Annotated in this window: 12 protein-coding genes; 4 read left to right on the forward strand and 8 right to left on the reverse strand. The window is 72.3% G+C overall.

What is annotated here, in order from left to right:
• Positions 1-137 precede the first annotated feature (137 nt).
• Complete coding sequence (locus IRY44_RS28525; protein WP_194803256.1) at positions 138-1,226, reverse strand: GNAT family N-acetyltransferase; 1,089 nt, start codon at positions 1,224-1,226, stop codon at positions 138-140.
• Between the two features lie 80 nt (positions 1,227-1,306).
• Positions 1,307-2,011 carry an amino acid-binding protein gene (locus tag IRY44_RS28530; protein WP_194803257.1) on the reverse strand — a complete coding sequence of 235 codons (705 nt, stop codon included), beginning with the start codon at positions 2,009-2,011 and terminating at the stop codon, positions 1,307-1,309.
• 150 nt (positions 2,012-2,161) lie between these two features.
• Here IRY44_RS28530 and IRY44_RS28535 point away from each other — a divergent pair, with 150 nt between their 5' ends.
• Entirely contained in the window at positions 2,162-3,235 is a 1,074-nt protein-coding gene (locus tag IRY44_RS28535) for a phosphotransferase family protein (RefSeq protein WP_194803258.1), read from the forward strand.
• Positions 3,236-4,447 carry an acyl-CoA dehydrogenase family protein gene (locus tag IRY44_RS28540; protein WP_194803259.1) on the forward strand — a complete coding sequence of 404 codons (1,212 nt, stop codon included), beginning with the start codon at positions 3,236-3,238 and terminating at the stop codon, positions 4,445-4,447. It abuts the gene before it with no gap.
• Positions 4,448-4,469: 22 nt separating this feature from the next.
• Here the strand turns inward: IRY44_RS28540 and IRY44_RS28545 are convergent, their stop codons facing one another.
• The 6 genes from IRY44_RS28545 to IRY44_RS28570 form a co-directional block, all read right to left on the reverse strand.
• On the reverse strand, positions 4,470-5,516 hold the full coding sequence (locus tag IRY44_RS28545; protein ID WP_135238999.1) for a LacI family DNA-binding transcriptional regulator: 1,047 nt from the start codon (positions 5,514-5,516) through the stop codon (positions 4,470-4,472).
• An 82-nt stretch (positions 5,517-5,598) separates the two neighbouring features.
• Positions 5,599-7,032, reverse strand: a complete 1,434-nt coding sequence (locus IRY44_RS28550; RefSeq protein WP_194803260.1) for a GH1 family beta-glucosidase — start codon at positions 7,030-7,032, stop codon at positions 5,599-5,601.
• On the reverse strand, positions 7,029-7,829 hold the full coding sequence (locus tag IRY44_RS28555) for a carbohydrate ABC transporter permease (RefSeq protein WP_030274682.1): 801 nt from the start codon (positions 7,827-7,829) through the stop codon (positions 7,029-7,031). Before IRY44_RS28555 ends, IRY44_RS28550 begins: the two co-directional genes overlap by 4 nt.
• A 105-nt stretch (positions 7,830-7,934) precedes the next feature.
• Positions 7,935-8,915, reverse strand: coding sequence for a carbohydrate ABC transporter permease (locus IRY44_RS28560; protein WP_194803261.1), 981 nt, complete (start codon positions 8,913-8,915; stop codon positions 7,935-7,937).
• A 118-nt stretch (positions 8,916-9,033) separates the two neighbouring features.
• The gene (locus tag IRY44_RS28565; RefSeq protein WP_194803262.1) at positions 9,034-10,353 is read right to left on the reverse strand and encodes an ABC transporter substrate-binding protein; all 1,320 of its coding nucleotides are present in this window, start codon (positions 10,351-10,353) and stop codon (positions 9,034-9,036) included.
• A gap of 210 nt (positions 10,354-10,563) precedes the next feature.
• On the reverse strand, positions 10,564-11,109 hold the full coding sequence (locus tag IRY44_RS28570) for a plasmid pRiA4b ORF-3 family protein (RefSeq protein WP_194803263.1): 546 nt from the start codon (positions 11,107-11,109) through the stop codon (positions 10,564-10,566).
• Between the two features lie 150 nt (positions 11,110-11,259).
• On the opposite strand from IRY44_RS28570, the gene IRY44_RS28575 reads away from it, so the two are divergent.
• Both IRY44_RS28575 and IRY44_RS28580 read left to right on the forward strand, forming a co-directional pair.
• Positions 11,260-12,063 (forward strand): pyrimidine reductase family protein, encoded by an 804-nt coding sequence (locus IRY44_RS28575; RefSeq protein WP_194803264.1) that lies wholly within the window; start codon positions 11,260-11,262, stop codon positions 12,061-12,063.
• A 359-nt stretch (positions 12,064-12,422) separates the two neighbouring features.
• Positions 12,423-14,171: an ATP-binding protein gene (locus tag IRY44_RS28580; protein ID WP_043325613.1), complete on the forward strand. Its 1,749-nt coding sequence runs from the start codon at positions 12,423-12,425 to the stop codon at positions 14,169-14,171.
• Positions 14,172-14,178: the final 7 nt, after the last annotated feature.

Genomic DNA, 14,178 nt, shown 5'->3' on the forward strand with positions numbered 1-14,178 from the left:
GCCGTGTCACCGTCCCCCGTATCGGAGGTCGGCCCCTGTGGCGCGTGACCGCGCCGGTTTCGGCCGTCCGGGCCGTACCCCTCGGGTGTGCCGCGCCGTTGCGGCGCACCTCCGGGATCCGGCCGGCGGCCGTCAGCTCAACTCGACCGCTGCGCCGGCACCGTCACCTCGGCCCGCGCGGCGGGCTCGACTCGCGGCCGTGGGGCCAGCGGCAGCGTCGCGGTCAGCACGCTGCCGTCGCGTTCCATCGCCACCGGCCGGTCCAGCCGGCGCAGCGTCCGCAGCATCGGCGTGTTCTCGGACTGCACGTGCAGCAGCACGGCGGCGTAGCCGGCCCGGTCGGCGTGGCCGACCAGGCGGCGCAGCAACGCCGAGCCGAGGCCCCGCCGCTGCCAGTCGTCGCGGACCAGCAGCGCCGCCTCGGCCTCGTCGCCCTCGCCGAGCAGGTTCGCCATCGCCACGACCGGCTCCGCCGCCCCGCCGGAGCCCGCCGTGGCGAGCAGTGTCACGCCCCGCGCCGGTTCCAGCAGCCGGCGCAGCCGGGCCGGCGACGGGTCCGCCGCACCGCTCAGGTAGCGCCGCTGCCGGCTGCGCGCCGAGCAGGCGGCGTGCAGGTCGCGTACGCCGGGGACGTCCTCGGCGGTCGCGGCCCGCACCGACACCTCACCGCCGTCCGGCAGCACCAGCGTGATCCGGTCGGCGTCCCGCCGGGCGAGCGTCGCGGCCAACTCGACCAGGGCCTGCGCGCGGGCGTACTCGGCCGGGGTGAAGCTCGGCTCCCGGCGGTGCAGCTCGTGCGCGCCGCCGGCCGGGTCGGCGAGCACCATCGTGGTGCCGCCCACCCCGCCCGGCGCGGCGGCGGGCGTCGGACGCCAGGTCACCGTGTCGGCGCCGAGCAGGGTCCGCAGCACCTCGCCGGTCGCCTCCGGGTCACGCACCAGCCGCCCGGCGAGCCCGAGCAGCCGGGTCGGCTCGTCGGCCAGCCCGCGCGCCCCGCTGCGCGCGATCCAGCAGTCCCGGCCCCGGCCCCGCTCCACGGCGGCCCGCAGCTCCGCCTCGGTCACCTGCTCGGGCGCGTCGACCAGGAAGTCGTCGACAGCGCCGGCCTCGGTGGTGTGCACCTGCACGCTGAGGATGTTGACCCCGCGCAATGCGAGGCTCGCCGTGAGCACCGACAGGTAGCCCGGCCGGTCGTCCACGGTGGCTCGGATCCGCCACAGCGCCATGGTTGTCTCCCTTCCTCGGCACCGACCATGCCGTGCGCCTGTTGCGGGCCCGTTGCCCCGGGGTGACGCGGGCCGTCCGGTCAGGTGACGGTGGTCACGGGCGGCGTGCCGACCAGGTCCAGCCGGTCGCCGAGGATCACCGCGCTGGCGCGGACGAGCTGGGCGAGCCGGTCCACCTCGGTGGAGTGGAACCCAGCGGCGGCGAGCGGCTCGCTGTGGTCCCGGGCGACCACGAGCACCAGCCCGGCCCGGCCGAACGGCGCCACCGCGTAGTGGTGCCCGTCCGGGCTGGTCATGGCGCGCGCCCGCAGCGGGGTCACCTCCGGCAGCCGCGGCGGCACCGGCGCCCGCCAGCTCGCATGTCCGATGGCGGCGACGCCGGCCTCGCCGCTGCGCGAGGCCCAGTCCAGGGGTACGACGGCGACCACCGCCCAGTCCGCGGCGAGCAGCCCCGGCACCGCGTCGACGAGCGTCGCCACCCCGTCGACCGGGTTCGCCGCCACCTGGGCGAGCAGTTCGGCGTCCTGCCCGGTGGTGGTGGGCGCGCCGATCGCCCGCCACACCCCGTCCACCCGGACGCCGGGGATCGCTGCGAGCCCGGCGAGCATCCGCTCCACCCGCGCCGCACCCGGCCAGACCACCGTGAAGTCGTCCACCGCCCGGCCGCCGAGCCGTTCCAGCACCACCACCTGCACGATGTCCGCGCCGGATACGCCGAGTGTCCGGGCCACCTGGCCGAGCGTGCCCGGACGGTCCGGCAGGGTCACCCGAACTCTCAGCAGCATGTCTGATCCCCTCCGCTCGGCGGGCCGGCCGAGCGGCCGGCAGGCTGGGGCCCAGCCTGCCGGTTGACCATTTCGCCCCTGTTGCAAGGGCATGTCCCGCCGGGAAAACCCGACCTTGACAACAAAGCTGAGCTGCCATCAACTAATCGGATGACCGATCCGGCCGCCGATGTCGCCGCGCCCTCGACCGGTCCGGCCCCCCGCGGGCTCGACCTCGACCGGCTCGCCGCCCACCTGGCCGTCCACCGGCCGGACCTGAGCGGGCCGCTGTCGGCGCGGCTGATCGCCGGCGGCAAGTCCAACCTCACCTACCTGCTGCGCGCCGGTGACCGCGAGGTGGTGCTGCGCCGGCCGCCCCTCGGGCACGTGCTGGCCACCGCGCACGACATGGCCCGCGAGCACCGGGTGATCTCGGCGCTCGCGCCGACCGGCGTACCGGTGCCGGAGGCGCTGCTGCTCTGCGCCGACGAGAGCGTCATCGGCGCGCCGTTCTACCTGATGGCGAAGGTCGACGGCGAGGTCTACCGACGGCGGGAGCAGACCGACGCGCTCACCGCCGCCCAGCGGCGCGACCTCGCCGTGGCGATGATGGACACGCTCGCCACGCTGCACCGGGTCGAGCCGGCCGAGGTGGGGCTGGCCGACTTCGGCCGCCCGGAGGGCTACCTGGCCCGGCAGGTACGCCGTTGGGCCGGCCAGCTCGACCGGTCCCGCAGCCGGCCGCTGCCCGGCATCGACGAGCTGCGCGACGCGCTGGCCGCCAGCGTGCCCGAGGGCGCGAACGCGGGCCGGATCGTGCACGGCGACTACCGGCTCGACAACCTGCTCGCCACCGTCGACCCGGTGGCGGTGCGGGCGGTGCTCGACTGGGAGATGGCCACGCTCGGCGATCCGCTGGCCGACCTCGGGCTGCTGCTGACGTACTGGGACGTGCTCGGCGACAGCGACCACGGCGAGGGCAACCCGGTCGCCGACGGCATCGGGCCGCGGGCCCGCTTCCCCACCGGCGCCGAACTGATCGAGCGGTACGCCGGGCGCAGCGACGTCGACGTCGGCCCGCTGCACTGGCACGTGGCGCTCGGCTGTTTCAAGCTCGCGGTGATCTGCGAGGGCATCCACTACCGGCACACGCTCGGGCAGACGCTGGGCGAGGGCTTCGACCGGATCGGCGACATGGTGGCGCCGCTCGTGGCACACGGGCTGCACGCGGTGAGGGAGAGCTAGATGGAGTTCGCGTACGACGACCGGACGGTCGAGCTGCGGCAGCGGCTGGAGGCGTTCCTCACCGAGTGCGTGTACCCGGCCGAGCCGGTGCACCACGAGCAGGTGGCCGCCGCCGGCGACCCGTGGGCCCGCCCGCCGGTGATGGAGGAGCTGAAGGCGCAGGCGCGGGAGCGCGGGCTGTGGAACCTGTTCCTGCCCGACGCCCGCTACGGCGCCGGGCTGACGAACCTCCAGTACGCGCCGCTGGCCGAACTGACCGGCCGCAGCCCGCACCTGGCCCCGGAGGCGCTCAACTGCGCCGCGCCGGACACCGGCAACATGGAACTGCTGGCCGAGTTCGGCTCGGAGGAGCAGCGCAAGCAGTGGCTCATGCCGCTGCTCGCCGGTGAGATCCGGTCCGCGTTCTGCATGACCGAGCCGGAGGTGGCGTCCTCGGACGCGACGAACATCGCCACCCGCATCGTCCGCGACGGCGACCACTACGTCATCAACGGCCGCAAGTGGTGGTCGTCCGGGGCGATGGACCCGCGCTGCGAGATCTTCATCGTGATGGGCAAGACCGACCCGGACGCCGACCGGCACCGCCAGCAGAGCATGATCCTGGTCCCCCGGGACACCCCCGGCGTGACGGTACGCCGCGGCATGCGGGTCTTCGGCTACAGCGACGCCCCGCACGGTGGGCACGCCGAGATCGACTTTTCCGACGTCCGGGTGCCGGTGGACAACCTCGTCGGCGAGGAGGGCACCGGGTTCGCCATCGCCCAGGCCCGGCTCGGCCCCGGCCGGATCCACCACTGCATGCGCCTGGTCGGCATGGCCGAGCGGGCCCTGGAGCTGCTCTGCCGGCGCGTGCTCGACCGGGTCGCGTTCGGCCGCCCGCTCGCCGAGCAGGGCGTGGTCCGTGAGTGGATCGCCGAATCGCGCGTCCGGATCGAGCAGGCCCGCCTGCTCGTGCTCAAGACCGCGTGGCTGATGGACACCGTCGGCAACAAGGGCGCGCACACCGAGATCCAGGCCATCAAGATCGCTACCCCGCTGATGGCTGAATGGGTGATCGACAAGGCCATCCAGGCGTACGGCGGAGCCGGGGTCAGCCAGGACACCCCGCTGGCCGAGCTGTGGGCGGCGGCCCGCACGCTCCGCCTGGCCGACGGCCCCGACGAGGTCCACCGCGCCTCGCTGGCCCGCCGCGAGCTGCGCCGCTGGTCCTGACCGGCTCCCCCGCCGGGGTGGGTCAGGCGGAGGCCCGGTGGATCAGCTCGGTGTCCAGCAGCACGTGCGGGGAGGGGACCTCCTCGCCCCGGATGCGGGAGACCAGCAGCCGGGCCATCTGCCGGCCCATCTCCTCCACCGGCTGGAACACGGTGGTCAGCGGCGGCTCGGCCTGACGCGCGATCGGGGCGTCGTCGAAGCCGATCACCGCCACGTCCTCGGGCACCCGGCGGCCGGCCTCGCGCAACGCGCGCAACGCGCCGAACGCCATCAGGTCGGAGGCGACGAACACCGCGTCCAGTTCCGGGCAGACGTCGAGCAGCCGGCGCATGGCCGCGGTGCCGCTGCCCTCGCTGAAGTCCCCGTACGCGATCAGGCCCGGATCGACCCGGCTGCCGGACGCACGCACGGCCTCCTGGTAGCCGGAGAGCCGGGCCAGGCCGGCGCCCATGTCCTGCGGGCCGGCGATGGTCGCGACCCGCCGTCGGCCCTGACGGAACAGGTGCTCGACCGCCTGCCGCGCGCCGCCGACGTTGTCCATGTCGACGAACCACGCCGGCTGCGCGTTCGGGTGCAGCATCCGCGCCGGACGGCCGCCGAGCACTGTCGGCAGGCCGCGCTCCTCCAGCAGCGTGGGCAGCGGATCGGCGTCGTGCAGCGACAGCAGGAGTACGCCGTCCACGTGCTGGTTGGTCAGGTGGTGCTCGACCCGTTCCCGCTCGATCGGCGACTGCACCATGGCCAGCCAGAGCTGCATCGGCGTCTCCACCAGCCCGGAGCTGACGCCCCGGACGATGGCCGCGAAGAACGGCTCGGTGAAGACCCGCTCCCCCGACTCGGACACGACCAGTGCGACCGAGTCGGTCCGCTGGGTGACCAGCGCACGGGCGGCACGGTTCGGCACGTACCCCAGCTCGGCGATGGCCTGCTGGACGGCGGCCCGGGCCTCCGGGCTGACCTGCGGCGAGCCGTTGACCACGCGGGAGACCGTGCCGCGCCCGACGCCGGCGCGGGCCGCGACCGCGTCGAGGGTCGGGCGCCCGAGCGAGCGGGTGCGCTGCGTTGTCATCGTTGTGCTCCTCCGACGGTCGGGCGGACCCGGCACCGATTGAGGCGTCGGCGCCGGGCCGCCCGTTACTGGCTGGCCCAGCTTATTGTGCGGGCAGTCCGTTGCGTCGGATCACGTCGGCGTACCACCTGGCGCTGGACTTCGCGATCCGGGCCTGGCTGTCGTAGTCGACATAGACCATGCCGAACCGCTTCGTGTAGCCCCAGGCCCACTCGAAGTTGTCCAGGAGCGACCAGGCGAAGTAGCCCTTGAGCGGCACACCGGCCTCGATCGCGGCGTGCGCCGCGCGCAGGTGGGCGGAGAAGTAGGCCAGCCGATCCGGGTCGTCCACCCGGCCGTCGACCAGCTCGTCGACGAACGCCGAGCCGTTCTCGGTGACGTAGAGCGGCAGGTCGGTGTACTCTCGGTGGACCCGCTCCAGCGTCTCCACCAGGCCCGGCGCGTCGATCTCCCAGTCCATGTCGGTCACCGGGACACCCCGGGTGACGAACCGGACGTCCTCGCTGCCCGGCCAGCAGGACGGCGCCCGCCAGTAGGGCTCCGGCTCCGCGCCCTCGACCGGCGCGGCCACCACGTGCCGGCTGTAGTAGTTGATCCCGACCATGTCCAGCGGCGTGGAGATGGTCGCCAGGTCACCGTCGCGCACGTGCCCCATGTCGGTGACCTTACGCAGGTCCGCGACGAGGTCGGCCGGGTACGACCCGCGCAGCACCGGGTCCAGGAAGAACCGGTTCGCCAGCGCGTCGATCCGCCGGGCCGCGTCGGCGTCCGCCGCCGACCCGCTCGCCGGAGTCACCGGGTACAGGTTGACGGTGATGCCGAGCTGCGCGTCCGGGCGGATCGCGCGTACCGCCTGCACGGCCAGGCCGTGACCGAGCATCAGGTGGTGCCCGGCCCGGACCGCGTCCGCACCGTCGGAGCGGCCCGGCGCGTGCACGCCGGAGCCGTAACCGAGGAACGCCGAGCACCACGGCTCGTTCAGCGTGGTGAAGTACTTCACCCGGTCACCGAGCGCCTCGGCGACCAGGTGGGCGTACTCGGCGAAGCGGGCTGCGGTGTCCCGGGCCGGCCAGCCGCCCGCGTCCTCCAGCGGCTGCGGCATGTCCCAGTGGTAGAGCGTCAGCCACGGCTCGATGCCGTGGCCGAGCAGCTCGTCGACCAGCCGGCGGTAGAAGTCCATGCCCTCCTGGTTGACCCCGCCGGTGCCGCCCGGCTGCACCCGCGGCCAGCTCACCGAGAAGCGGTACGACCGCAGGCCCAGGTCGGCCATCAGCCGCACGTCATCAGGCATCCGGTGGTAGTGGTCGCACGCCACGTCGCCGGTGTGCCCGGCCACCGTCCGGCCCTCGGTGTGGCTGAAGGTGTCCCAGATCGACGGGGTACGGCCGCCCTCCGTCGCCCCGCCCTCGATCTGGTACGCGGCGGTGGCCGCACCCCAGAGGAAGTCCGGCGGGAAGGTCAGGGCCGGACCGGCGTCGAGGAGACCGACGGCGGGCGGGCTTGCTGGGTTGCTCACGACTTGACGGCGCCTTCCATGATGCCGCCGATGATCTGGCGGCCGAACAGAACGAACACGACGAACAGGGGCAGGGTCGCGATCAACGTACCGGCGAAGATCTGCGAGTTGTCGGCGAAGTAGGCGGTGTTGAGGCTGCGCAGCGAGATCTGGACGGTCGGGTTGGACGGGTCCGCCAGCACCACGAACGGCCAGAAGAACTGGTTCCACTGCTCCATGAAGGTCAGCAGGCCCAGCACCGCGGCGGCCGGACGCAGCGCGGGCGCCACCACGTGCCAGTACACCCGCCAGGTGGAGCAGCCGTCCACCCGGGCGGCCTCGATCAACTCGTTCGGTACCGCCTGCTCTGCGTACTGGCGCATCATGAAGATGCCGAAGCCGCCGATCAGGAACGGAACGGTCACCGACGGCATGGTGTTCAGCCAGTCGAGCTTCGCCATCAGGATGTACAGCGGCAGCACGCCGAGCTGGATCGGCACCATCATCGAGGTGAGGATGATCAGCAGCAGCGCGTTCTTGCCCCGGAAGCGGAGCTTGGCGAACGCGAAGCCGGCCAGCGAGCCGAAGAACACCGTCGCGACGGTGATCGTCCCGGAGACCAGGAACGAGTTCATCAGGCCCTTGACGATGTTGGCGTCGCTGTTGGCGAGCACCCGCTCGATGTTCTCGCCGAGCTTGCCGCCGGGCAGGAACGGCGGCGGCCAGGAGTTGGCCGCGTCGTTCGTCCGGCTGGCGATCACGATCATCCAGTAGAACGGGAACAGGGACAGCAGCACGCCGAAGATCAGGCCGATCATGGTGAGCGGGCTGGCCTTCCAGAGCCGCTCGGCGCGGTGGGCGGTCTTGACCGGCGGACTCTGCCGGGTGGGCGGGCGGACGGCGGTGGTCGTCATCTCGTCACCTCACTTGTCGGAGCTGATGCGGCGGGCGAGCAGGTAGTTGATCGCCGACATCAACGCGATGAGCACGAAGAGCACGAGCGCGACCGCCCCGGCGTAGCCCCACCGGAAGCGCTGGTTCATCACGTCGAGCAGGTACATCGTGATGGTCTGGAACTGGCCCTCCGAACCACCGGAGAGACCGCCCGAGCCGCTGGTGAACAGCAGGGGCTCGGTGAACAGCTGGAGGCCGCCGATGGTGGAGATGATCAGCGTGAAGATGATCGTGGGGCGCAGCTGCGGGACCGTGATGGACCAGAACTGGCGCCGCCGGGAGGCGCCGTCCAGCGCCGCGGCCTCGTACATGTCCTTGCTGATCGACTGCATGGCGGCCAGGTAGATCAGCGCGTTGTAGCCGACCCAGCGCCAGTCGACCATGGTGGAGATGGCGAACCAGGACGCGAAGCGATTCGCCCGCCAGTCGATCGGGTCCAGGCCGACGCTGTCGAGCAGCCAGTTGACCAGGCCGAAGTCCTTCGCGTAGATCATCGAGAAGATCAGCGCGACCACAGCGGTCGAGGTGATGATCGGCATCGCGATGGCCATCCGGAAGAACGTCTGCGCGCGCAGCTTCCGGTTCAGCGCATTGGCGAGCATCAGCGCCAGCAGCAGCTGGGGCACCGTGGAGAGCAGGAACATGCCGAACGTGTTGACCACCGCGTTCCAGAACTGCGGGTCCTCGGTGATCAGTTCGACGAAGTTGTCCATCCCGACGAACGAGATCGTCGAGTTCAGCGGCGACCGGTCGGTCAGCGCGATCCAGACCGTGTACGCGATCGGGTACACGCCGAACACGGCGAAGATCACGAAGAACGGCAGGACGTACAGGTACGGCGAGTACTTCAGGTCCAGGCGCGTCAGTGAGGCGGCACGGCGGCGCGAGTGACGGGCGGCGCGCGGCGGGCCGGGTTCGGGCGGCGCCGCGGCGTGCAGGTCGAGGCTCATGGGGAGTCCTTCTCCTCGGCCGGCGTCACCCGCCACACGGGCGACGCCGGACTCTGCGGGCACCGCGGGTGGCGCCGGCAGCCGGGCTGCCGACGCCACCCGCGGGCGGCTCAACCGGTTACTTACCGGCGGCCGCACCGTTCTTGAGGGCCGTCTGCCACTGCTCGCCGGCCGACTTGCCCTGCTCCACGGCGCGCAGGCTGTTCTCCACCGCGGTGCGGACCGCGTTGTTCTTCGGGCCGAGGTAGACCGGCTTCAGGTCGGTGGCACCGGCGGCGAAGATCTTGCCGACCGGGGCCTTGCTGAAGTAGTCGTTGGTCGAGTCGGCCACGGCCGGGTCGGTGAGCGCCTGCGGGTTCGAGGGCAGGTTGCCGACCGCCTTGTACGCGCCGATCTGACCCTTGGCGCTGGTCAGGAACTTGGCCAGCTCCGCGGCCTCCTTCTGGTGCTTGCTCGACTTCGGCACGCCGAGGAAGGAGCCGCCCCAGTTGCCACCGGCGCCCGGCGCCTTGGCGATGTCCCACTTGCCGGCCGCCGCGTCACCGGCCTGGCCCTTGATGACACCGGTCATCCAGGCGGGGCAGGCGATGGTGGCGAAGGTGCCGTTCTTGAAGCCGGCGTTCCACTCGTTGGAGAACGACTGGAGGTTGTTGGACAGCCCGGCGGCGATCATCTTGGTGGTGAGGTCGTACGCCGTCTTCACGTCCGGGTTCTGGTCGATGACCATCTTGTTGCTCTTGTCGTAGTACGTGTAGCCGGTGCCCTGGCCCGCGACCTGCATCAGCACCACGTTGTAGAAGTTGGTCGCCGAGTCGACGAACTTGTGCTTCTTGTCGGCGGCGGCGAACTTCTGGCCGGTGGCGATGAACTCGTCCCAGGTCGGCCAGAGCGCGCCGACCTGCTCGCGGTCGGTGGGCAGCCCGGCGGCCTTGAACAGGTCGCTGCGGTAGCACAGCGCCATCGAGCCGACGTCGGTGCCGAGGCCCAGCACCTTGCCGTCGGGGGTGGTGCCCTGCTCCCACTTCCACGGCAGGAAGTTGCCCTTGAGGTCGTTCGCGCCGTGGTCGGCGAGGTTCACGAACTTGTCGGCCTGGGCGTAGAACTGAACGATCGTGCCCTCTTCCAGGGCCACCACGTCGCCGGCGCCCGAGCCCGCGGTGATCTGCTGCGTGAGGCGGGTGTTGTAGTCACCGAGGCCGAGGCCCTTGCCCCGCTCCTGGATCTTGACGTTCGGGTGCTCCGCCTCGTACTGCTTGTACAGCTCTTCGTAGCCGAAGCCCTGGTCGCCGAAGACATCGACGACCAGCGTGACCGGGCCGCCGCCGCTGCCGCTGTCGCCGCTGTCCGAGTCGTCGCCGCAGGCGGCGGTGGTGCCGAGCACGACGACGGACGCGAGCGCGATGGCCGCGAAGCGCCGACGACGGATTGGGACGCTCATCCGAGACCCCTCTTTCGGTGGTGAGGCGATATCTGCTGTGTGGTGGGGGGTGCGTGTCGCGCGGGCCGGAGCGGGCAGGAGGGAGATCCGCACCACTCTCGGGAGCGCTCCCATGAGGTTGCCGGGAGGTGACAGGGGTGTCAATAGACCGTTGGGAGCGTTCCCATTTCGTTACCGCGTCGGCGGTGCGGAGGTGGCTCGGGGTTCAGGTCAGCAGCAGCGGCGCAGCAGGACGGTGGCGCGGTCGGGGTCGAACGCGGCCGGTTCGAAAGCCGGGCCGGCCCACTCGCGCATGGTCACGTGTTCCGGGTGCGCCGGGTCGGCGAGCGCGGCCAGCAGGACCGCGTATCCGCCCGGGCCGCCCACGTCCTCCGGCGGGCAGGCCCGCTCCCCGTCCAGGCAGAGCGGGTAGCGCTCGTCCGGGTCGGCGGCGCAGCAGTCCTCCACCACCAGGTCGTGCTCCCACCAGTCACCGAAGTCGTACGTGTAGCGGAAGCGATCGCCCTTGCCCACCAGCGCGTCCAGCCGGACGTCCAGCTCGTCGCGCAGCGACAGTTCGCCGTCCGGGTCGGGCTCGCCGTACTGCCGGCCGTCGACGTCGAACGAGTGCAGGTGGCAGTCGCGCCAGCCCATCGCGTGCTGGATCACCCGGTGCAGCCGGTCCAGCGTGTAGCCGCCGGGCACCAGCACCCGCCGCCACACCGGCGGCCGGACGCCGGCCAGCGACACCATGAGCTGGAAGATCTGACGCGACACGACGTCCCGTCCTTCCTGGGCATAGGCTGCCTGCATGATCTGCCGAGCCTGCCGGGAACGGCGGCACGACGACTGTCCTGGCCGGAAGTGGTGCGACTGCCAGCACCGTACCCCCGAACCCACCCCGCCGGTCACCGGTCCGGCCGGCGAATGACCGTCGGAACCCCGATCGAACGGATCTGGCCCGCACCCGTCACCGGTGCGCTCACCGATCCGCAGCTCACCGCGCTCTACGGCCGCGCGGCCCGCCCGCACCTGCGGGTCAACTTCGTCGCCAGCGCCGACGGCGCGGTCACTCTGGACGGATACTCGGCCGGGCTGTCCGGCGAGCCGGACAAGCGGGTCTTCGGCCTGCTGCGGATGCTCTGCGACGGCCTCGTGGTGGCCGCCGGCACGCTGCGGCACGAGGGCTACCGGGCGGTCCGGCTGAGCCCGGAACGCCGGGCCTGGCGGCGCCAGCACGGGCTGGCCGAGTTCCCGACGCTGGTGGTCGTCTCCGGCTCGCTCGACCTCGACCCGGCGCAGGCCGCCTTCGCCGACGCCCCGGTCCGGCCGATCGTGCTCACCCAACCCGGCGCCGAACCGCCGCCCGGGCTGACCGACGTGGCAGACGTGGTCCGCTGCGGCACCGGCCACGCCGACGCGCCCGGGCGGGTCGATCTCGCCGCCGGGCTGGCCGAGCTGCGGCGGCGCGGGCTGGACCAACTGCTCTGCGAGGGCGGCCCGCACCTGTTCGGCGCGCTCACGGCGGCCGACCTGGTCGACGAACTGTGCCTGACCGTGGCGCCGCTGCTCGCCGGCGCCGGTCCGGGCCGGATCACCGCCGGGGACACCAGCATCCCGCGTCACTTGCCGCTGCGGCACGTGCTGGCCGCCGGCGACGGCGTGCTGATGCTGCGCTACGCCCGCGACGCCGCCGAGACCCCGCCCGCCGGTTCCGCCCCCGCCGCCTGACCCGCACGCGGCACGCGCCACGCGAGATCTTGGTAGCAAACGGCCCCTATAAGGGCCCTTTCGTACCAAGATCTTCGCGTCGTCCTGACACGCGGGACGCCACTCCTGCTGCTCGGGACGGCACGTACCGGCGTCGCCGGATCGTGGACGGGCAGGCGACGAGTGGAACGACACGTCCGGCGGGCGGCGGGCGAACGTGGAGGAAACGCACGCATCGTGGTCGGGCGGATTCGGGGGGCTACCGTTCGGCGCACGGGTGGCGTGGCGTCCGCCGCGTCGCGTGGCAACCTGTCGCATCCCTCGGGCAGGATGCACGACGTGCACCGCCAACGGTACGACCAGCCGACCGGAGACCGCCGATGACCGACGATCAGCTCGACGGGCCCGGCGAGGGTGTCGGCCGGGTGCTCGGCACCGCCGACGCCACCCCGCTCACCTTCTGGACCGCCGTCGCGCCGGGCAGCTACCTGCAACTCGACGACGTGGTGGTGACCCGCCGCGACCTGCCCGACCGTGAGCCGGTGACGATCGCCGGGGTGGTGACCCAGGTGCGCGCCCGGCACGAGGGGGCGCAGTTCGACTCCGACGTCTTCGCCATCGCCGACGGCACGCTGCCGGCGCAGGTGCAGGAGGCGGCCGAGGTGACCACCACGCGGGTCGACCCGGAGTTCTACGTGCCGCCGACGCCGGGCGCGGTGGTGCACCGGGCGGAGGGTGACGCGCGGGCGCGGGCGCTGCACTTCGACCGGATGGAGCGGCGGATCCCGATGGGGATGGGCCGCGACGGCGTGCCGGTCTACCTCAACGCCGACTTCCTCGACGGCACCCGGGGCGCGCACGTGTCGATCTCCGGCATCTCCGGTGTCGCCACCAAGACGAGCTTCGCCACGTTCCTGCTCTACTCGGTGTTCCGCTCCGGTGTGCTGGGCGGCGACGCCGTGAACGCCAAGGCGCTGATCTTCAACGTGAAGGGCGAGGACCTGCTCTTCCTCGACCACCCGAACAGCCGGCTCGACGACCCGACCCGGGCGGCGTACGCGAAACTGGGCCTTGATGCCGGCGCGTTCCCGGACGTGCGGGTGTACGCCCCGCCGCGGGTCGGCGACTCCTCCGGCACGCCGGATGTGAGCAGCCGGCTCACCGGGGTGGACAGCTTCTACTGGACGCTGTCCGAGTTCTGCGCCGACCGCCTGCTGCCGTACGTGTTCGCCGACGCGGACGACGAGCGCCAGCAGTACACGATGGTGGTCCACTCGGTGGCCGCGCACCTGGCCCGCTACGCCCAGCCGGCCGACGGCGGGGTGAGCATCGACGGGGTGCGGCTCGGCTCGTACGCGGATCTGGTCGACCACGTGGTCGAGCAGCTCAACGACGACGAGACGCGCGGCGAGTGGGCCGGCAGCGCGGTCGGGCTGGGCACTGTGAACGCGTTCGCCCGGCGGCTGATCGGCAGCAAGAAGGACCTGGGCCGGCTGATCCGGGGTGACCTGGCGACCCGCCGGCCGCACTCGATCAACACCGCGGAGAGCGCCCAGGTCACCGTGGTCGACCTGCACAACCTGCCGGATCGCGCACAGCGGTTCGTGGTCGGTGTGACGCTCAAGAGCGAGTTCGAGCGCAAGGAGAAGGCCGGCACCGCCAAGCCGCTGCTGTTCGTCGTGCTCGACGAGCTGAACAAGTACGCGCCGCGGGAGGGCTCGTCGCCGATCAAGGAGGTGCTGCTCGACATCGCCGAGCGGGGCCGCTCGCTGGGCGTGATCCTGGTCGGCGCGCAGCAGACCGCGAGCGAGGTGGAACGGCGGATCGTCACCAACTCGGCGATCCGGGTGGTGGGCCGGCTCGACCCGGCCGAGGCGTCCCGCCCGGAGTACGGCTTCCTGCCGCCCGCCCAGCGGCAGCGGGCGCTGCTGGCCAAGCCGGGCACGATGTTCGTCAACCAGCCGGACATCCCGGTGCCGCTCTGCCTGGAGTTCCCGTTCCCGGCGTGGGCCACCCGGGTCTCGGAGGCGGGCCGTGCGCCCTCGGAGACGCTACGGTCGATCACGCAGGCCGCCGATCCGTTCGCGGTGGTCGGCTCCGGCTCCTCCGACGACGACATCCCGTTCTAGGCGGCAC

The organism is Micromonospora sp. ANENR4, from assembly GCF_015354395.1.
In the GTDB taxonomy this organism is placed as follows: Bacteria; Actinomycetota; Actinomycetes; order Mycobacteriales; family Micromonosporaceae; genus Micromonospora; species Micromonospora aurantiaca.

Coding starts and splice junctions, on each gene's coding strand:
- IRY44_RS28525 (WP_194803256.1), bottom strand. CDS start 1,226: ATGGCGCTGTGGCGGATCCGAGCCACCGTGGACGACCGGCCGGGCTAC.
- IRY44_RS28530 (WP_194803257.1), bottom strand. CDS start 2,011: ATGCTGCTGAGAGTTCGGGTGACCCTGCCGGACCGTCCGGGCACGCTC.
- IRY44_RS28535 (WP_194803258.1), top strand. CDS start 2,162: ATGACCGATCCGGCCGCCGATGTCGCCGCGCCCTCGACCGGTCCGGCC.
- IRY44_RS28540 (WP_194803259.1), top strand. CDS start 3,236: ATGGAGTTCGCGTACGACGACCGGACGGTCGAGCTGCGGCAGCGGCTG.
- IRY44_RS28545 (WP_135238999.1), bottom strand. CDS start 5,516: ATGACAACGCAGCGCACCCGCTCGCTCGGGCGCCCGACCCTCGACGCG.
- IRY44_RS28555 (WP_030274682.1), bottom strand. CDS start 7,829: ATGATCGGCCTGATCTTCGGCGTGCTGCTGTCCCTGTTCCCGTTCTAC.
- IRY44_RS28560 (WP_194803261.1), bottom strand. CDS start 8,915: ATGAGCCTCGACCTGCACGCCGCGGCGCCGCCCGAACCCGGCCCGCCG.
- IRY44_RS28565 (WP_194803262.1), bottom strand. CDS start 10,353: ATGAGCGTCCCAATCCGTCGTCGGCGCTTCGCGGCCATCGCGCTCGCG.
- IRY44_RS28575 (WP_194803264.1), top strand. CDS start 11,260: ATGACCGTCGGAACCCCGATCGAACGGATCTGGCCCGCACCCGTCACC.
- IRY44_RS28580 (WP_043325613.1), top strand. CDS start 12,423: ATGACCGACGATCAGCTCGACGGGCCCGGCGAGGGTGTCGGCCGGGTG.